The 19053-nt window shown below is 57.8% G+C and carries 18 protein-coding genes; 16 read left to right on the top strand and 2 right to left on the bottom strand.

The features are described 5' to 3' along the window. Positions 1–2 precede the first annotated feature (2 nt). Positions 3–332, top strand: coding sequence for a Na+/H+ antiporter subunit G (locus tag ACIGHL_RS04060; protein ID WP_128119481.1), 330 nt, complete (start codon positions 3–5; stop codon positions 330–332). 60 nt (positions 333–392) lie between these two features. Here the strand turns inward: ACIGHL_RS04060 and ACIGHL_RS04065 are convergent, their stop codons facing one another. Both ACIGHL_RS04065 and map read right to left on the bottom strand, forming a co-directional pair. Then, positions 393–3095 carry a [protein-PII] uridylyltransferase gene (locus tag ACIGHL_RS04065; protein ID WP_128119480.1) on the bottom strand — a complete coding sequence of 901 codons (2703 nt, stop codon included), beginning with the start codon at positions 3093–3095 and terminating at the stop codon, positions 393–395. Between the two features lie 28 nt (positions 3096–3123). Then, positions 3124–3906, bottom strand: coding sequence for a type I methionyl aminopeptidase (map, locus tag ACIGHL_RS04070; RefSeq protein ID WP_046162042.1), 783 nt, complete (start codon positions 3904–3906; stop codon positions 3124–3126). Between the two features lie 294 nt (positions 3907–4200). Between map and rpsB the strand changes: the two genes are divergently transcribed. The 15 genes from rpsB (at position 4201) to rnhB (ending at position 18922) form a co-directional block, all read left to right on the top strand. Then, entirely contained in the window at positions 4201–4941 is a 741-nt protein-coding gene (gene rpsB, locus ACIGHL_RS04075) for a 30S ribosomal protein S2 (RefSeq protein ID WP_128119479.1), read from the top strand. 125 nt (positions 4942–5066) lie between these two features. Next, positions 5067–5936, top strand: coding sequence for a translation elongation factor Ts (gene tsf / locus ACIGHL_RS04080; protein WP_128119478.1), 870 nt, complete (start codon positions 5067–5069; stop codon positions 5934–5936). 196 nt (positions 5937–6132) lie between these two features. Then, positions 6133–6876, top strand: a complete 744-nt coding sequence (gene pyrH / locus ACIGHL_RS04085; RefSeq protein WP_128119477.1) for a UMP kinase — start codon at positions 6133–6135, stop codon at positions 6874–6876. Continuing rightward, positions 6873–7430, top strand: a complete 558-nt coding sequence (gene frr / locus ACIGHL_RS04090) for a ribosome recycling factor (protein ID WP_025240920.1) — start codon at positions 6873–6875, stop codon at positions 7428–7430. Before pyrH ends, frr begins: the two co-directional genes overlap by 4 nt. Before the next feature lie 158 nt (positions 7431–7588). Next, positions 7589–8350, top strand: coding sequence for a polyprenyl diphosphate synthase (uppS, locus tag ACIGHL_RS04095; RefSeq protein ID WP_128119476.1), 762 nt, complete (start codon positions 7589–7591; stop codon positions 8348–8350). Next, positions 8344–9159 carry a phosphatidate cytidylyltransferase gene (locus ACIGHL_RS04100; RefSeq protein WP_128119475.1) on the top strand — a complete coding sequence of 272 codons (816 nt, stop codon included), beginning with the start codon at positions 8344–8346 and terminating at the stop codon, positions 9157–9159. The genes uppS and ACIGHL_RS04100 overlap by 7 nt, the downstream gene beginning before the upstream one ends. Then, complete coding sequence (ispC, locus tag ACIGHL_RS04105) at positions 9153–10346, top strand: 1-deoxy-D-xylulose-5-phosphate reductoisomerase (RefSeq protein ID WP_128119474.1); 1194 nt, start codon at positions 9153–9155, stop codon at positions 10344–10346. Before ACIGHL_RS04100 ends, ispC begins: the two co-directional genes overlap by 7 nt. Positions 10347–10431: 85 nt before the next feature. Then, on the top strand, positions 10432–11784 hold the full coding sequence (gene rseP, locus ACIGHL_RS04110) for an RIP metalloprotease RseP (protein WP_216706888.1): 1353 nt from the start codon (positions 10432–10434) through the stop codon (positions 11782–11784). A gap of 69 nt (positions 11785–11853) precedes the next feature. Then, positions 11854–14205: an outer membrane protein assembly factor BamA gene (bamA, locus tag ACIGHL_RS04115; protein WP_128119473.1), complete on the top strand. Its 2352-nt coding sequence runs from the start codon at positions 11854–11856 to the stop codon at positions 14203–14205. A gap of 47 nt (positions 14206–14252) precedes the next feature. Then, positions 14253–14756, top strand: a complete 504-nt coding sequence (locus tag ACIGHL_RS04120) for an OmpH/Skp family outer membrane protein (RefSeq protein ID WP_128119472.1) — start codon at positions 14253–14255, stop codon at positions 14754–14756. Further along, positions 14753–15814 (top strand): UDP-3-O-(3-hydroxymyristoyl)glucosamine N-acyltransferase, encoded by a 1062-nt coding sequence (lpxD, locus tag ACIGHL_RS04125; RefSeq protein ID WP_216707283.1) that lies wholly within the window; start codon positions 14753–14755, stop codon positions 15812–15814. The genes ACIGHL_RS04120 and lpxD overlap by 4 nt, the downstream gene beginning before the upstream one ends. Positions 15815–15914: 100 nt before the next feature. After that, positions 15915–16355 carry a 3-hydroxyacyl-ACP dehydratase FabZ gene (fabZ, locus tag ACIGHL_RS04130; RefSeq protein ID WP_019342391.1) on the top strand — a complete coding sequence of 147 codons (441 nt, stop codon included), beginning with the start codon at positions 15915–15917 and terminating at the stop codon, positions 16353–16355. Next, complete coding sequence (gene lpxA, locus ACIGHL_RS04135; RefSeq protein WP_128119470.1) at positions 16352–17128, top strand: acyl-ACP--UDP-N-acetylglucosamine O-acyltransferase; 777 nt, start codon at positions 16352–16354, stop codon at positions 17126–17128. The genes fabZ and lpxA overlap by 4 nt, the downstream gene beginning before the upstream one ends. A gap of 1 nt (position 17129) precedes the next feature. Continuing rightward, positions 17130–18263, top strand: a complete 1134-nt coding sequence (gene lpxB, locus ACIGHL_RS04140) for a lipid-A-disaccharide synthase (protein ID WP_128119469.1) — start codon at positions 17130–17132, stop codon at positions 18261–18263. Further along, positions 18263–18922, top strand: coding sequence for a ribonuclease HII (gene rnhB, locus ACIGHL_RS04145; protein ID WP_128119468.1), 660 nt, complete (start codon positions 18263–18265; stop codon positions 18920–18922). Before lpxB ends, rnhB begins: the two co-directional genes overlap by 1 nt. Positions 18923–19053 lie beyond the last annotated feature (131 nt).

Consider the following 19053-nt stretch of genomic DNA (forward strand, 5'->3'; position numbering starts at 1 on the left):
GCATGCCATTCTGGATAGAATTGCTGGTGAGCGTGTTTCTAATAGTAGGGAGCGCGTTCGCCTTGGTTGGGGCGATCGGTTTGTACCGTCTTCCCGATTTCTTTACACGGCTGCACGGTCCGACCAAGGCAACCACGCTTGGGGTCGGAGGAATCGTCATCGCTTCGATGATCTTCTTCAGCAATCAGGGCAACGGCCTCAGCCTCCATGAAGTGCTGATCACCCTGTTTCTGTTTTTGACCGCGCCGGTCAGCGCACATGTCCTGGCGAAGGCAGCCATGCAACAAAGGCTGCCATACACTGCCAAAACCCGCGGCAAGCCCTGGGATTGATTGCCGGCGCAGATGATGTTCACTACCGCCTCGTTGCCGAGGCGGCGATGCCGTTGCCGATTAGATGACGATGCTGCTAGGTGAGGGCTGATGCTCGTTGTCCTGACTCAGCTGCTTGATCATCGCCTGCTGCAGTCGGGTGCACAGCTGCGGGTCAGACAAGGGCTGATTGTCTGCATTGGTAACGAAGAACACATCCTCTACACGCTCGCCCAACGTGGCGATCTTGGCGTTCTGTACCGAGAGATCGAAGTCCAGAAACAGCTGGCCAATGCGCGCCAGTAGCCCAGGGCGGTCCGGTGCAACGACCTCGATGATCGTTTGCGGGCGCTGCATGTCGTTGTGAATGGTGACCTGCGGTGGGAACGCGAAATGCTTGAGCTGCCGCGGTACGCGTTTCTGAATGATGGTCAGATAGTCATCCGGATTACGCAGCGCGTTGATCAGTCCTTGTCTTATTTCTTCTGTGCGCTCGGGGTCATTGCCGATGGGTGAGCCGTCGGCGTCCAGTACGATATAGGTGTCCAGCGTGAACTGGCTGCTCGAAGTGATGATGCGTGCATCGTGAATGTTCAGGTTCAACTGGTCCATGGCTGCTACGGTAACGGCGAAGAAGTCATGCTGGTCCGGTGCGTAGATGAAGATCTGCGTGCCACCTTCGAATTCACGTTGGGTGGTTTCCTTGATCAGGACCAGCGGACCGCCGTCGCTTGGGTGCTCGATGATGGCTTCTGTGTGCCAGGCGACATCAATCGAGCTGTGGCGCATGAAATAGTCGTCACCTAGCTGCGACCATAGTTGTTCGGCGTCGTCCGGATCGGTCCCGTTGCGCACCAGGTTGTCGAGTGCGGCGCGCTGGGTCTGGCGAATCTGCTCCTCGCGCCCCAGCGGGTTTTCCAGGCCGCGCTTGAGCGCGCGTTTGGTTTCGGTATACAGCTGGCGCAGCAGGCTCGCCCGCCAGGAATTCCAGAGGGTCGGGTTGGTTGCGTTGATGTCTGCAACGGTCAGCACATACAGGTAATCAAGGTGGGTTTCGTCACCCACCTGTTGGGCAAAGTCATTGATCACCTGTGGGTCAGACAGGTCCTTGCGCTGCGCAGTCGTTGACATCACCAGATGGTTCTCAACCAGCCATACCACCAGCCGCGTGTCCCACGCGGGCAGCTTGTGACGCGCGCAGAACTCCTGCGCATCCACCGCGCCCAGCTCCGAGTGGTCGCCGCCACGGCCCTTGGCGATATCGTGATAGAGCCCTGCGATATAGATGAGCTCCGGCTTGGGTAGCCGTTCCACGAGTTTGCTGGCCAGTGGATACTTTTCGGCAACGCCGGGTTTGCTCAGTTTGCGCAGGTACTTGATAACATTCAGCGTATGGGCGTCAACCGTGTAGATATGAAAGAGGTCATGCTGCATCTGCCCCACGATATGACCGAACTCGGGCAGGTAGCGTCCGAGAATGCCGTAGCGATTCATGCGTCGCAGATTGCGGTGGATGCCTTCCTTGCATTTGAACAGCTCGATGAACAGGCTGGTGTTGCGGATGTCGCTACGAAAATCGTCGTCAATGAGGTGTCGGTGGTCCCGAAGGAGCCGAATGGTCTCCGCTCGTACACCTTGAATGTCAGGGTGTTGAGCCAGCAATACGAAGATTTCCAGAATCGCGAAGGGCCTGCGCTTGAACACCAAATCATCGGTTACTTCCAGATAGCCATCGCGCACCAAGAAGCGGCTGTTGAGCGGCACCGCATCGCCGCTGTCGCCCTCCCAGAGGATGACTTCGGCAAAGTGCTGCCCTACCAGATCGCTTAGTTCTGAAATGCTCATCACGACGCGGTAGTACTTCTGCATGAAGCGCTCGATCGCCAGCTTGGCGTCGCTGTCTTCATAGCCGAGGAGAGCGGCGAGGCTGCGCTGGTGGTCGAATAGCAGTCGATCCTCCGCACGCCCGGCCAGCATGTGTAATCCGTAACGGACCCGCCAGATGAATTCTTGTCCGGCCACCAGCAACGAGTACTCGCCTTCGGTCAGAAATCCCTGATCGAGGATAGCGCTAAGATTCAAGCTGCCGAACTGGCGCCGCGCTATCCACAGGATCGTCTGGATGTCGCGCAGCCCGCCAGGCGAGCCTTTGACGTTTGGCTCCAGGTTGTACTCGGTATTGTTGTATTTCGAGTGGCGCGTGGCCTGCTCGTTACGTTTGGCGAGGAAGAACTCTTTGCTCGGCCACATTTCCGAAGGGCTGGTGACCTTCAGCATGTTCTGACGCAAGCGCTCGGGGCCGGCAATCGTACGGCTTTCCATGAGGTTGGTGATGACGGTCAGGTCCGCCCGTGCCTCCTCGGCGCATTCCTGTACCGAACGAACGCTCTGGCCAACTTCCAAGCCAATGTCCCATAGCAGGGTCAGAAACCGCTCGATGGCGTCGCGGAAGATTTCTTGGTCATTGTTATCGAGCAGTATCAGCAGGTCGATATCGGAATAGGGGTGCAGCTCGCCGCGCCCATAGCCACCGACGGCTACCAGCGCTATTTCCGCCTCGCTGTTCCAGTCGAAGCGACCCCAGGCGGCTCGTAAGATCTGGTCTACGAACCAGGCGCGGCCTTCGATCAGGCCTCGGATATCCTGGCCGGCGAGGAAGCGTGCATCGAGCACCTCCCGCGCCTTGCGTATGACTTTCTTGAAGGCGGCGATGGGGCTGGCCTTAAGTGCCAGTTCAGCCTGGAACTGGCTGCGGTCGAACAATTCGGAATCAACCTGAGGCATACCGTCGCCCTCCATCAAAGCATCAAAATTAGGGCGATGTGCGGGCTATGGTGTCATCGCTTCGCAGGGTAAAAATTTCATAACCATCGGCGGTCACCACAAGGGTGTGTTCCCATTGGGCGGATAGCTTGCGGTCCTTGGTAATGGCTGTCCAGCCGTCACCAAGCAGGCGAGTTTCCGACCGGCCCTGGTTAATCATTGGCTCTATGGTGAAGGTCATTCCTTCCTTTAGCTCCAGCCCGGTCCCAGCGCGGCCGTAGTGAAGCACTTGCGGCTCTTCGTGGAAAACCTTGCCGATGCCATGTCCACAGTACTCGCGGACGACGGAGAAGCCGTTCTTCTCGGCATGCTTCTGAATCACCTCGCCGATGTCCCCTAGGCGCGCTCCGGGGCGGACAACCTCGATACCTTTATAAAGGCATTCCTGCGTTACCTTGCAGAGCCGTTCGGCCCACTCAGGCGCTTTGCCGACGAGGAACATTCGGCTGGTATCGCCGTGGTAACCATCTTTGATGACTGTGATATCGATATTGAGGATGTCACCGTCTTTGAGAGGCTTGTCGTTGGGAATGCCATGACAGACGACATGATTGATTGATGTGCAAATCGATTTGGGATAACCCTTGTAATTGAGCGGGGCGGGTATGGCCTGTTGTACGTTGACGATGTGCTCGTGGCAGATGCGGTCCAGCTCTTCGGTGGTGACGCCCGGCTTGACGTGATCACCGATCATTTCGAGCACCTCGGCGGCCAGGCGGCCGGCAATGCGCATTTTCTCGATGTCTTCAGGCGTCTTGATGGAAACGGTCATGCAACCCTCTTGGCGCCAAGAGGCGCAGGCAAATAGATATTAAGAGGCAGATGATAAACCAAAGAAGGGTTTACCTGCAGGCGGCCCTGGTGGCTCGGGCAAACCAGGGTTAGCGAGGTTCCACGTCAGTCCGCGCTAGCCTCTGATGCTGGCTTGTGCTATAAAACGCGCCGCTCTGCGGGACTACCTGCCGAGCCTGACCCCACACACGTGTCGACACGGTATCCTGGGTGCTCGCAAGAGTTGGATATCGGGACGCGTGGAGGCCTAACCCGACTTATCTGAGGAACTCTCATGTCTCAAGTCACTATGCGCGATATGCTGAAGGCCGGTGTGCACTTCGGCCACCAGACCCGTTACTGGAATCCGAAGATGAATAAGTACATCTTTGGCGCGCGTAACAAGATTCATATCATCAATCTTGAGAAAACCCTGCCGATGTTCAACGACGCGCTGCGTTTCGTTGAAAAGCTGGCCGCAGGCAAAAACAAGATTCTGTTCGTAGGCACCAAGCGTTCCGCTGGCAAGATCGTTCGCGAAGAGGCTGCTCGTTGTGGTTCGCCGTACGTAGATCATCGCTGGTTGGGCGGCATGCTGACCAACTACAAGACCATTCGCGCCTCGATCAAGCGTCTGCGTGAACTGGAAGTCCAGGCTCAGGACGGCACCTTCGAGAAGCTGACCAAGAAAGAGGCGCTGATGCGTACTCGCGATCTTGAGAAGCTGGATCGTAGCCTGGGCGGTATCAAGGATATGGGCGGTCTGCCGGACGCCATGTTCGTTGTTGACGTCGATCACGAGCGTATTGCGATCTCCGAAGCCAACAAGCTGGGTATTCCGGTTATCGGCATCGTTGATACCAACAGCAGCCCGGAAGGCGTCGACTACATCATTCCTGGTAACGATGATGCCATTCGTGCCGTGCAACTCTATCTGGGCTCCATGGCAGACGCTGTGCTGCGTGGTCGTCAGAACAACGCTGGCGGTGCTGACGAGTTCGTCGAAGAGACAGCCGCTGAGGCTGCTCAAGGCTGAGCGCATCTGTCGCCTAGCTGATACCCGTTGAACAGAAAGGGGGCTATGCCCCCTTTTTGCCAATTCCGAATTGATCGCCCGAGTTGAGGGTATGATCGACAATCGAATCGAGAGGATTTGCGAACATGGCAGAGATCACTGCAGCCCTGGTTAAAGAACTGCGCGAGCGCACTGGCCAAGGCATGATGGATTGCAAAAAGGCGCTCACCGCCGCTGGTGGCGACATCGAGAAAGCAATTGATGACATGCGTGCTGCTGGTGCCATCAAGGCAGCCAAGAAGGCTGGCAACATTGCTGCTGAAGGCGCCATTGCGGTTAAAGTCGCGGATGACAACAAGCGTGCCGTGATTATCGAAGTCAACTCGCAGACCGACTTCCTGGCCCTGCAGGACGACTTCAAGAATTTCGTCAGCAACAGCGTCGAGAAAGCGTTCGCCGAGAAGATGACCGATGCCGCTCCGCTGGTCGCCGCTCAGGAAGCTGATCGTGAGGCGCTGGTCGCGAAGTGCGGCGAGAACGTCAATATCCGCCGTCTGACCACTGTCGAAGCCGATCTGGTGGGCTCTTATCTGCACGGTCACCGGATTGGTGTCCTGGTGGCGCTGAAAGGTGGTAGCGTCGAGCTGGCGAAGGAAATCGCCATGCACGTCGCCGCTAGCAATCCTCAGTTCCTGGATCCATCGCAGGTTTCTGAGGAAGCTGTTGCGAAGGAAAAAGAGATCTTCCTGGCACTGAACGAAGATAAGATCAAAGGCAAGCCTGCCGAAATCGTCGAGAAGATGGTTGCAGGCCGTATCAGCAAGTTTCTCGCTGAAGCCAGTCTGGTCGAGCAGGCCTTCGTCAAGGATCCGGACGTCAAGGTCGGTGAGCTGGCGAAAAAAGCCGGTGCCGAAATCGTTTCCTTCGTTCGTTACGAGGTAGGTGAGGGCATCGAGCGCGCTGAGGTCGATTTCGCTGCTGAAGTTGCCGCTCAGGTGGCAGCCACCAAGCAATAAGACGTTTCTGCCGTCCTCGAAGAGGCTGCCCGCTCACGCGCGCGGCCTCTTTGTCGGATTGGGGGATGGAAACGTTTTTTGCCAATGCGACGGTCACCGCTTGGCACCAATGCGAGACTGCGCTGTCATAGCGCAGACATTTTTCCCGGCTGCAGGCCAGCCTAGTCATACAAATGCCGCAGGAGAGACAACGCCAATGGCTCAGCAGATGAGTGCACGCAATCCTCGCTATAAACGCATTCTGCTCAAACTAAGCGGCGAGGCCCTTATGGGGTCGGAGGACTTTGGCATTGATCCCAAGGTGCTTGATCGCATGGCCTTGGAGGTTGGGCAGTTAGTCGGCATAGGCGTAGAAGTTGGTCTGGTCATTGGCGGCGGCAATCTTTTCCGCGGTGCTGCTCTTTCCGCCGCAGGCATGGATCGTGTGACTGGCGACCACATGGGTATGCTCGCTACGGTCATGAACTCCTTGGCCATGCGTGACGCCTTGGAGCGCTCGAACATACCCGCATTGGTCATGTCGGCGATTTCGATGGTTGGCGTCACTGATCATTACGACCGTCGCAAGGCGATGCGTCATCTGAAAGGTGGCGAGGTAGTGATCTTCTCCGCTGGCACCGGCAATCCGTTCTTTACCACTGATTCGGCCGCCTGCCTGCGTGCCATCGAGATTCATGCCGATGTGGTGCTCAAGGCTACCAAGGTTGACGGCGTTTATACGGCCGACCCCTTCAAGGATCCGAATGCCGAGAAGTTCGAGCAGCTTACCTATGATGATGTGCTTGACCGCAAGCTGGGCGTCATGGACCTGACTGCCATTTGCCTATGTCGCGACCACAACATGCCGCTGCGGGTGTTCAATATGAACAAGCCCGGTGCCCTGCTCAATATTGTGCTTGGCGGCGCTGAAGGAACCCTGATCGAGGAGCAGTACCAATGATCAATGAGATTAAGCAAGACGCTCAAGAGCGCATGAAGAAAACCCTGGAATCGCTGGGGCATGCATTCGCCAAGATTCGTACCGGTCGCGCTCATCCGAGCATTCTCGATGGCGTTATGGTGTCGTATTACGGCAGCGATACACCTCTGCGCCAGATTGCGAATGTCACGGCAGAAGACTCGCGCACTTTGGCCCTTACTGTCTTTGATAGAGGCATGATCCAGGCGGTAGAAAAGGCGATCATGACGTCTGATCTGGGCCTAAACCCTGCCACTGCCGGTACTACGATTCGCGTACCGATGCCTGCGCTTACTGAAGAGACCCGTAAGGGGTACACCAAGCAGGCACGCTCAGAGGCTGAAAACGCTCGTGTCGCCGTGCGCAACATTCGGCGCGATGCTATTGCCCAGCTCAAGGATCTGGTGAAGGAAAAGGAAATCAGTGAAGACGAGGAACGACGCGGTCAAGACGACGTTCAAAAGCTGACCGACAAGTACGTTGCGGAGATCGACAAGGCGCTTGAAGGTAAGGAAAACGATCTGATGGCTGTTTGATGTCGCTGTACCGGACTTCGTCCGTACTGCACACGTCGGAGTGCGCCGAGGCCGAAAGGTTCGTGGCGCGAGGGGCTAACCAGTCGTATCCCCGGAAATTGCCATTGGCGGTTTCTCCCATTGTTCGCAGCGTGATTGAGCGCAGGTAGAGTCGTTTCATGGATAAGGTCAGGCAGATTGCCGGACGGAATGTACCCCGTCATGTCGCAGTCATCATGGATGGTAACAATCGCTGGGCGAAGCGGCGTCTCTTGCCCGGCGTGGCCGGGCACAAGGCGGGCGTCGATGCGGTGCGAGCCGTTATCGAGGTATGCGCCGAGGCGGGTGTCGAGGTGCTGACGCTGTTCGCCTTTTCCAGTGAGAACTGGCAGAGGCCGGCCGAGGAGGTCGGTGCACTCATGGAGCTTTTCCTGAGCGCTCTACGCCGAGAAGCGCGCAAGCTCAACGATAATGGCATCAGCTTGCGAATCATTGGCGATCGTTCACGCTTTCACCCGGAGCTGCAGGCGGCGATGCTCGACGCCGAGGAAATGACCGCGGGCTCCGGTCGTTTCGTGCTTCAGGTCGCTGCCAATTACGGCGGACAGTGGGACATTCTCCAGGCCGCACAACGGTTGGCCCGCGAAGCGCAGGAAGGTCGACTCAATCCAGATGAAGTGACTCCCGCCCTTTTTCAGCGCTATCTGGCAACGGGCGACATGCCTCTGCCGGATCTCTGTATTCGCACCGGTGGTGAGCGACGCATCAGCAATTTCCTGTTATGGCAGTTGGCTTATGCCGAACTGTATTTCTCGGACCTGTTCTGGCCCGATTTCAAGCACGATGCAATGCGTACAGCATTGGCCGATTTCGCCAAGCGCCAACGACGTTTCGGCAAGACCGGTGACCAAGTAGAAATAGAGGTTCGAGCTGAATGCTGAAGCATCGCATCATCACGGCGGCCATCCTTCTTCCGATCGCACTGATTGGTTTTTTCCTTCTCGAAGGTCTCGCTTTTGCGCTGTTCATAGGCGTAGTCGTTGTGCTTGGGGGATGGGAATGGGCGCGTCTGGCGGGCTTTGAGGCTCAGTCGGTTCGGGTTCTTTATGCGATAGCGGTCGGTCTGCTGCTTGTGGGGCTCTATTTGGCACCCGCCTTGGCGTCCTGGTTGCTTACGCTCAGCGTGATCTGGTGGCTGGCTGCCACGGCGCTCGTGGTCAGTTATCCCCGAAGTCAGCGGCACTGGGGTGGATCTGTCGGCAGTCTGGTTATCGGATTGTTGATCCTATTGCCCGCCTGGCAGGGCCTGGTTTTGCTCAAGCAGTGGCCACAGGGCAATTGGCTTATCGTTGCAGTGATGGTCCTGGTGTGGGGAGCTGACATTGGTGCCTATGCGGCTGGCAAGACCTTTGGCCGTCGCAAGCTTGCTCCGCAGGTCAGCCCAGGCAAGAGTTGGGAGGGGATGATTGGCGGCTTGGTTACCAGCCTGCTAATCACATTGTTTGTTGGGCTTTATCAGTCTTGGTCTGCGCGTGAGCTGGCGCTGGCTCTGTTAGGTGCAGCTCTTGTGGTGGTCATTTCCGTTATTGGTGATTTGACCGAAAGCATGTTCAAACGCAGCTCGGGTATTAAGGACAGCAGCCAGCTACTTCCGGGGCACGGTGGTGTGCTGGATCGTATCGACAGCTTGACCGCTGCGGTACCCGTGTTCACGGTCCTGCTGTGGCTGGCCGGCTGGGGTGCATGGTGAGTGGGCCGCTGCAGATAACGATTCTTGGTGCGACCGGCTCCATCGGCCTGAGCACGCTGGATGTGATTGCGCGTCATCCCGAGCGCTACCAAGCCTTTGCGCTCACTGCATTCAGTCGCATTGCCGAATTGCGCGAGCTGTGTCGACTGCATCGGCCGCGTTATGCGGTGGTTGCCAATAGTGACCGGGCTCGTGTGTTGCAGGAGCAGCTCGACAGTGACGGCGTCAAGACACGCGTGCTCGTGGGTGAGGGTGGCCTGAGCGAAGTTGCAGCGCATCCCGAGGTCGACGTGGTCATGGCGGCGATAGTTGGTGCTGCGGGCTTACGGCCGACGCTCTCCGCCGTTCAGGCCAGCAAGCGGGTCCTGTTGGCGAACAAGGAGGCTCTGGTAATGTCTGGCGCGTTGTTCATGCAGGCGCTGCGTGACAGCGAGGCGGTGCTGCTGCCCATCGATAGCGAGCACAACGCCATCTTCCAGTGTTTGCCTGGCAACTACGGGCAGGGGTTGGGGCATGTCGGCGTCAGGCGAATTCTGCTTACCGCGTCCGGTGGTCCGTTCCGGCAACTACCCCTGGATCAGTTGTCTGCCGTATCTGCAGATCAGGCCTGTGCGCACCCCAACTGGTCCATGGGTCGCAAGATCTCCGTTGATTCAGCAAGCATGATGAACAAGGGGCTTGAGCTCATTGAAGCGTGCTGGCTGTTCGATGCGCGGCCGGAACAGGTAGAAGTTGTTATTCACCCGCAGAGCGTCATTCACTCGATGGTCGACTACGTCGACGGCTCGGTCCTGGCGCAACTGGGTAATCCCGATATGCGGACACCGATTGCACACGCACTGGCGTGGCCGGAACGAATCGACTCAGGCGTATCGGCGTTGGACCTGTTGCAGGTAGGTCGTCTGGATTTCGAGGCTCCCGACCAGGACAGGTTTCCTTGTCTTCGGATTGCCAGGCAGGCCGCGCAGAACGGCGGAACGGCGCCCGCGATGCTCAATGCCGCGAACGAGGTAGCCGTGGACGCTTTCCTCAATGGTCGCATTCGCTTCACGGAAATCGCGAGTATTATCGAGCATGTTCTCGATCTGGAAGCTTCGGTTCCGGCTCGTTGCCTGGCAGATGTGCTGACTGCCGATGCCCAGGCCCGCAGGCTCGCCTCGCACTGGTTGCAAAGTCGCGATCGGTAGCGATCAAAAGTCCCAACTTGGCTGTAGCGCTCCGGTATGAACCGGGCTCGCAGGCTTCTAAAAGACCTTTCGAGGCAGAGGATATATGGGCGCGCTGTACATGATCATCGGCACCCTGGTGGCGCTGGGTGTACTGGTAACCTTCCACGAATTCGGGCATTTCTGGGTAGCCCGGCGTTGCGGCGTAAAAGTTCTGCGTTTTTCGGTAGGCTTTGGGCGGCCCCTGTTGCGCTGGCATGACCGCCAGGGTACCGAGTTCGTTCTCGCTGCGATCCCCCTCGGCGGCTATGTCAAAATGCTCGACGAGCGCGAGGGCGACGTGCCACCCACTCTGCTGGGGCAGGCCTTCAACCGCAAAACCGTTAGGCAGCGCTTCGCCATTGTGTCGGCCGGGCCTTTGGCCAACTTTCTGCTTGCCCTGGTGTTCTTCTGGATCTTGGCGATGCTGGGTACCGAGCAAGTACGCCCGGTCGTAGGTGCGGTAGAGGCTGGCAGCCTTGCTGAGCGAGCCGGGTTGATGGCCGGGCAGGAAATCGTCGAGATCAACGGCAAGCCAACTGCAGGATGGGCAGACGTCAATTTGCAATTGATCAGGCGCCTTGGTGAGAGCGGTTCGCTCGAAATGTTGGTGAGCGGGGTTGATGGTGGTCAGTCGCAGCGGTTACAGCTCGAGCTGAAGGACTGGCTTAAGGGTGCTGAGGAGCCGGACCCGATCGGCTCACTGGGTATTCGTCCCTGGCGTCCGGAAATCGCCCCGGTTGTCGCTCAGCTGGATCCCGAAGGGCCGGCGCAGGCGGCTGGCGTGCGGATTGGGGATCGCTTGGTCAGCCTTAACGCCGAGGCGCTAACCGAATGGCAAGAGGTGATTGACCGTGTTAGGCCGCTGGGCGGGCAAGCTGTTTTGCTGGAGGTTGAGCGTAACGGCGAGCAGATCGAGCTCCCCCTGACACTGGCTGAACGTGGCGAAGGGGGTGAGCGTCGTGGCTATCTCGGTGCCGGCGTCGCGGGTGGAGAATGGCCGCCTGAAATGCTACGGCAGGTCAGCCACGGTCCTGTCGATGCTGTTGGGGAAGGGCTTCGTCGCACATGGACGATGAGTGTTCTGACTCTGGATTCACTTAAGAAAATGCTCTTCGGAGAGCTCTCCGTAAAAAACTTGAGCGGCCCGATAACCATTGCTAAAGTGGCGGGCGCTTCTGCACAGTCGGGCGTGGGCGACTTCCTGAATTTCCTCGCCTACTTGAGCATAAGTCTTGGGGTACTCAATCTATTGCCTATCCCCGTCCTGGATGGAGGCCATCTGCTCTTCTACCTGGTCGAGTGGGTCCGTGGACGTCCCTTATCGGACAGGGTCCAGGGCTGGGGAGTACAGATCGGTATCAGCCTGGTTGTTGGGGTGATGCTGCTTGCGCTGGTCAACGACCTTGGCCGCCTTTAATCGCCATATACCTTGATGTCGCCGCGCCACGCGCAGGTTCAATTATCAGGTTTGAAAAGAAAGGACTTCATGAAACGTCTGCTGCTACCTGCGGTAATTTCCGCACTGATGATTGCCGAAGTTCACGCCGAGTCCTTCACTATTTCCGATATACGCGTCAACGGCCTTCAGCGTGTCTCAGCTGGCAGCGTCTTTGGTGCGTTGCCGCTAAACGTCGGCCAGGCAGCTGACGACAGCCGCCTGGTCGATGCTACCCGCGCGCTGTTTCGTACCGGTTTTTTTGAAGACATCCAGCTCGGCCGTGAGGGCGACGTACTGGTAATTAACGTGGTCGAGCGCCCTTCAATCTCCGGCATCGAGATCGACGGCAACAAGGCAATCAAGACCGAAGATTTGCTTTCCGGCCTGGAGCAGTCGGGCCTGGCAGAAGGTGAAATCTTCCAGCGAGCCACGCTCGAGGGCGTGCGCAACGAGCTGCAGCGTCAATATGTTGCTCAGGGGCGCTACTCGGCTACGATCGAAACTGAGGTCGTCCCGCAGCCTCGCAACCGCGTCGCGCTGAAAATAGATATTAACGAAGGCTCCGTTGCGGCGATTAAGCACATCAACGTTGTCGGCAATTCCGTATTCCCCGACGAAGATCTCACCGATCTGTTCGAGCTGAAGACCAGCAACTGGTTGTCGTTCTTTCGCAACGACGACAAGTATGCGCGGGAGAAGCTTTCTGGTGACCTTGAACGTCTGCGCTCTTATTACTTGGATCGCGGCTATATCAATATGGACATCACCTCTACTCAGGTGTCCATTACGCCGGACAAGAAAGACGTCTACATCACGGTGAATATCGCGGAAGGTGATCGTTACACCGTCAGCGACGTCAAGCTGAGCGGCGATTTGAAAGTGCCGCAAGAAGAGCTGCAATCTTTGCTGTTGGCGAAGGAAGGTCAGGTGTTCTCGCGCAAAGTCATGACTACTACCTCGGAGCTGATCACGCGTCGCTTGGGTAATGAGGGCTACACCTTCGCTAACGTCAATGGCGTGCCGGAAACCAACGACGAGAACAATACTGTCTCGATCACCTTCGTCGTCGATCCGGGCAAGCGCGCCTATGTCAATCGCATCAATTTCCGCGGCAATACCAAGACCGAAGACGAAGTTCTGCGCCGCGAGATGCGCCAGATGGAAGGCGGCTGGGCGTCGACTTATTTGATCGATCAATCCAAAACCCGTCTCGAACGGTTGGGTTTCTTCAAGGAAGTGAACGTAGAAACGCCCCAGGTCCCGGGTACCGACGACCAGATCGACGTGAATTACAGTGTCGAAGAGCAGCCGTCTGGCTCGATCATGGCGAGCATTGGATTTGCGCAAAATGCGGGTCTGATTCTCGGCGGCTCGATCAGCCAGAACAACTTCCTGGGCACCGGTAACCGTGTCAGCCTCGGCTTGACCCGCAGCGAATACCAGTCGCGTTACAATTTCGGGTTCGTCGATCCCTACTGGACCGAAGACGGCGTTAGCCTAGGTTATAACGCTTTCTATCGAACCACCGATTACGACGAGCTGGACTACGACGTGTCTAGCTACTCGGTCGACAGCCTGGGTGGCGGTGTGAATATTGGCTACCCGATCAGCGAGACTTCGCGGTTGTCGTTTGGTCTGTCCGCGCAACAGGACACGATTGATAGCGGACGGTACACGGTCGATGAAATTTTCGATTTCATCGAGCAGGAAGGCGACAGCTACCTCAACTTCAAGGCCTCAGTTGGTTGGTCTGAGTCGACGTTGAACCGCGGGGTTCTGGCAACTCGCGGACATTCGCAAAGCCTTTCCCTGGAAACCACCATTCCAGGCAGTGATTTGTCGTTCTATAAGCTCGATTACAACGCTCAGCTGTTCGTGCCGGTTACCAAGACCTACACCATGAGGCTGCACACGCAGTTGGGTTATGGGGATGCATACGGTTCGACGTCCCGCTTGCCGTTCTATGAGCACTATTATGCAGGTGGCTTCAACTCAGTTCGTGGCTTTGAAGACAGCAGTCTAGGCCCGCGTAGTACGCCGAGCGATGGATCGAATCCCGGAACGATTGAGGACCCAGATCAGGACGAACTTCCATTCGGCGGCAACGTATTAATTCAGGGTGGGGTGGAGCTCTTGTTTCCGATGCCGTTCGTCAAAGATCAACGTTCGCTGCGGACTTCGGTATTCTGGGACGTTGGTAATGTCTACGATACAAATTGTCCGTCGACCTCTGACAAGTGCAGCGACATCGATATCGGGGATATGGCCAGTTCGGTCGGTGTCGGTCTGACCTGGATCACTGCCATGGGGCCCTTGAGTTTCAGTCTGGCGATGCCCGTAATGAAGCCGGACGAAGCAGATACCCAGGTCTTCCAGTTCTCGCTGGGCCAAACCTTTTAACCATCTGGAGCCCTGCTCCAGCGCATTCCTGAAGAGTGGTATATACCGTGCGTAAGTTGACCCAATTGCTTGTTATTGCCGCTGCTCTAGTGGCGACCCCCGCATTCGCCGAGATGAAAATAGCGGTGATGAATTATCAGATGGCTCTGCTCGAATCGGACGCAGCCAAGCGTTACTCGGTCGACGCAGAGAAGAAGTTCGGCCCGCAGCTGGAGAAGCTCAAAGGACTGGAGAGCGACGCCAAACGCATTCAGGATCGCCTGGGTAAAGACGGCGACAAGATGCAGCAGGCTGAGCGTGAGCGGCTTGAGCTTGAATTCAAGCAGAAGGCTCGTGACTTCCAGTTTCTTTCGAAGGAGCTGAACGAGTCTAAGGCCTCCGCCGATCGTGACATGCTCAAGCAGCTCAAGCCAAAGCTAGACAAGGCTGTCGAAGAAGTTATCAAGAAGGGCGATTTCGACCTGGTGTTGGAGCGCGGCGCGGTCGTGGATGTCAAACCACAGTACGACATCACCCGCCAGGTCATTGAGCGCATGAATCAGCTGCGCTGATGAGCGGAGTAGCCTATTCACTAGGTGATCTAGTCGCAAGGCTAGGGGCCGAGCTGCGCGGCAATGGCTCGCTGCAAGTGTCAGGCCTGGCGACTTTGCAGGACGCCGGCCCTGAGCATTTGAGTTTCCTTGCCAACGCGCAATACCGGAAATTTCTGCCCACGACGAGGGCTGGAGGCGTGCTGCTTACCGCCGAGGATGCCGACGGCTATGCGGGTACCGCTTTGGTTGTCGCCAATCCCTATCTCGCCTATGCACGTATCTCGCATTTGTTTGAGAGCCGGCCTCGAGCGTCCGCCGGTATTCATCCAACCGCAGTAGTGGATCCCAGCGCTGTGGTTGATCCCTCGGCGCGCATCGGTGCTCAAGTGGTAATTGAAGCAGGGGCCTGGGTTGGCCCCGATGTGGAGATCGGCGCCCAGTCCGTGATCGGCGCGCGAAGCCGCATCGGCGCGGGGGGGCGACTCGCGGCTCGAGTCACCCTTTGCCACGACGTGATCATTGGTGATCGCGTGGTCATTCAGCCCGGTGCGGTGATCGGTGGTGAAGGGTTCGGCTTCGCCAATGAACAAGGGAGTTGGGAGAAGATTGCTCAGCTAGGTGGTGTGCGTATTGGTAATGATGTCGAGATTGGCGCCAATACCACCATCGACCGTGGTGCCATATCGGATACGGTTATAGGAAATGGCGTCAAGCTGGACAACCAGATCATGATCGCGCACAACGTACAGATCGGCGATAACACTGCCATGGCAGGGTGTTCCGGCATTTCCGGGAGCACCAAGATCGGTCGCAACTGTATGATCGCTGGCGGCGCCGGGCTGGTTGGGCATATCGAAGTCTGCGATAACGTGTTCATAACCGGCATGACCATGGTCACCCGCTCGATCACCGAACCGGGAAGCTATTCTTCGGGAACGGCCATGCAGACCGCCGCGGAGTGGCGTAAGAGCGCTGCCCGGATTCGTCATCTCGACGACATGGCGCGCCGCCTGCAGCAAGTAGAAAAACGCCTGGCCTCCGTGACCCCGCGCGGGGATGCGTCTTCTGATGGCTGACCCCACCGTCTGATCGCTCCTGTCAGAAGGCATTTGCCAGCGGGTCGCGCAGCCATATGGCTGCGCAGACTCCCTTTCTCCTTACGGGCTTTTTCTTCATATGATGGATATCAACGAGATACGCGAATACCTTCCCCACCGATACCCCTTTCTACTGGTTGACCGGGTGGTGGAGCTCGACACGGACGCCAAGCGTATTCGTGGCTACAAGAACGTCACCATCAACGAACCCTTCTTCAATGGTCACTTCCCGCAACATCCAATCATGCCGGGTGTATTGATCATTGAAGCGATGGCGCAAGCGGCAGGACTGCTTGGTTTCAAGATGATGGGTGCGAAGCCAGCCGATGGCACGCTTTACTTCTTCGTGGGCTCGGACAAGCTGCGCTTCCGTCAACCAGTCGTGCCGGGCGATCAGTTGACCCTCGAGGCGTCGTTCATCAGCGCCAAGCGCGGAATCTGGAAGTTCGATTGCCGCGCCAGTGTTGATGGTAAGCCGGTATGCTCGGCCGAAATCATTTGTGCGGAACAGAAGATATGAGTTTGGTCGACCCTCGCGCCATCGTCGACCCGGCGGCCCGGCTGGGGGATAACGTTCAGGTCGGCCCATGGTCGATCATCGGTCCGGATGTCGAAATAGGCGAGGGAACAGTGATCGCGTCTCACGTGGTCATTAAAGGGCCGACCCGTATTGGCCGGCACAATCGAATCTTCCAGTTTTCTTCGGTGGGTGAAGACACGCCCGACCTCAAATACAAGGGCGAGCCTACGCGACTTGTGATCGGTGACCACAACGTGATCCGGGAGGGGGTAACCATTCACCGCGGCACTGTTCAGGATCGAGGCGAGACCACGCTCGGCAACCACAACCTGATCATGGCCTATGCCCACATCGGTCATGACAGTGTGATCGCCAATCATTGCATCCTGGTCAACAACACGGCGCTGGCCGGTCATGTGCATGTGGGTGACTGGGCGATTCTGTCTGGATACACGCTGGTGCATCAGTATTGCCACATCGGTGCGTACAGCTTTTCCGGCATGGGGACCGCAATAGGCAAGGACGTTCCTGCGTTCGTGACGGTATTCGGCAACCCGGCCGAGGCGCGCAGTATGAACTTCGAAGGCATGCGTCGCCGTGGTTTCTCCGAAGAAACTATTTTGGCGCTGCGCAACGCCTACAAAGTTGTCTATCGCAAGGGGCTGACAGTCGAGGCTGCGCTCGCTGTGCTCTCCGCTGATGCCCAGGCCTTCCCAGAAGTAGCGCTCTTCCGAGACTCCGTACAAGCCTCAAACCGCGGCATCACGCGCTGATATGTCCAGGCCGTTAACCGTTGCACTCGTGGCTGGCGAAGCGTCCGGCGACATCCTTGGTGCAGGTTTGATGCAGGCGCTCAAGGCGCAGCACGCGAACGTCGAATTCATCGGTGTAGGCGGGCCCCGAATGGAGGCGCAGGGCCTCGAATCCTATTTCCCGCAAGAGCGCCTGGCTGTAATGGGGCTGGTGGAGGTGCTCGGTCGCCTACCGGAGCTGCTGAGACGCCGCAAGCGTCTGCTCCAGACGTTGCTGGGTGTGCGCCCCGATGTGTTCATTGGCATCGATGCGCCGGATTTTAATCTGGACTTGGCGCTTAAGCTGCGGCGTGCGGGGATCAAGACTGTGCATTACGTCAGTCCGTCGGTCTGGGCATGGCGACAGAAGCGCGTGCTGAAAATCCGAGACGCCTGCGATCTGATGCTTACGCTGTTTCCCTTCGAGGCGAAGTTTTACGACGCCCACCAGGTGACGGTGCGTTTTGTGGGCCACCCTCTGGCTGACACCATCCCGTTAGTCTCTGATCGAGCCGCTGCGCGGACAACATTGGGCCTGCCGCAGGAAGGGTTGATTGTGGCCCTGATGCCCGGCAGTCGGGGCGGCGAGGTCGGGCGTCTTGGTGAACTCTTCCTGGCCGCAGCTGACAGGCTACGCTCGATGCGGCCGGGGATCCGTTTCGTGGTGCCCTGTGCCAGTCCCGAGCGGCGTGCTCAACTGGAGCAGATGCTAATAGGGCGGGACCTTCCGTTGACACTGCTCGATGGCCATTCCCACGAGGCGTTGGCCGCCTGCAATGCGGTACTGATTGCTTCCGGCACCGCGACGCTCGAAGCCTTGCTGTACAAACGTCCCATGGTGGTGGCCTACAGCGTTTCGCCGCTGACGTTTCGAGTTCTGAAGCGCCTGGTGAAGAGCCCCTACGTAGCCTTACCCAATTTGCTGGCTCAGCGTCTTCTTGTTCCGGAGTTGCTTCAGGATGCCGCGACTCCCGATGCAATGGCGCAGCTGTTGTCGCCATTGCTGGATAACGGTGACAGCCAGACCGAGGGCTTTGACGCCATTCACCGTACGCTGCGCTGCGATGCCTCGAGCCAGGCAGCCGATGCGGTGCTCGAACTGTTACGCAGGCGCTAATGCAGATCGGGTTGGATTTCAATCTGGTAGAAGAGCTCGTTGCAGGCGTCGACGAGGTTGGCCGTGGGCCGCTGTGCGGGCCAGTGGTGACCGCGGCAGTGATTCTTGACCCATTGCGACCGATCAGGGGCCTGAACGACTCGAAGAAGCTCACTGAAGCACGCCGCGAGGCGCTATTCGACGAGATCTGCCAGAAAGCGATCGCCTGGTGTATTGCCCGCGCCGAGGTGCATGAAATCGATCAGTTGAACATCCTGCACGCCACTATGCTGGCGATGCAGAGGGCGGTTGAAGGGCTGAGCGTGACTCCTCGACTGGCCTTGATCGACGGCAATCGATGCCCTCAGCTTGCGGTGCCGAGCGCACCCGTCATACAGGGTGATGCTCAGGTGCCCGCCATTGCCGCTGCATCGATTCTGGCCAAGGTCAGCCGAGATCGCGAAATGTGCGCGCTGGACTTGTGTTATCCAGGCTATGGGCTTTCCGCACACAAGGGCTACCCGACGCCGAACCATCTCGAAGCCTTGCAACGGCTCGGTCCGACCATCATCCATCGCCGATCCTTCGCGCCAGTGCGCAACCTGCTGGAGCAACGCGACGCGCTGGGCGGAAGTGTGATCATCGAAACGATCGGCGTTCCTGCCAGCCTGCTAGGCTGAATTTCCGCCCGGAGCATCTCGCAGCCTATCGAGACCTACGTTCCGCTGATCCATAACCGGCCAAACACCGTCTTAATCGGCTTCGGCTTTCCGGTACAATTCGCGGCTTGTCGTTTCGCCAGTCCAAGGTT

This window comes from Pseudomonas sp. NPDC077451 (assembly GCF_044543345.1).
Taxonomy (GTDB): Bacteria; Pseudomonadota; Gammaproteobacteria; order Pseudomonadales; family Pseudomonadaceae; genus Stutzerimonas.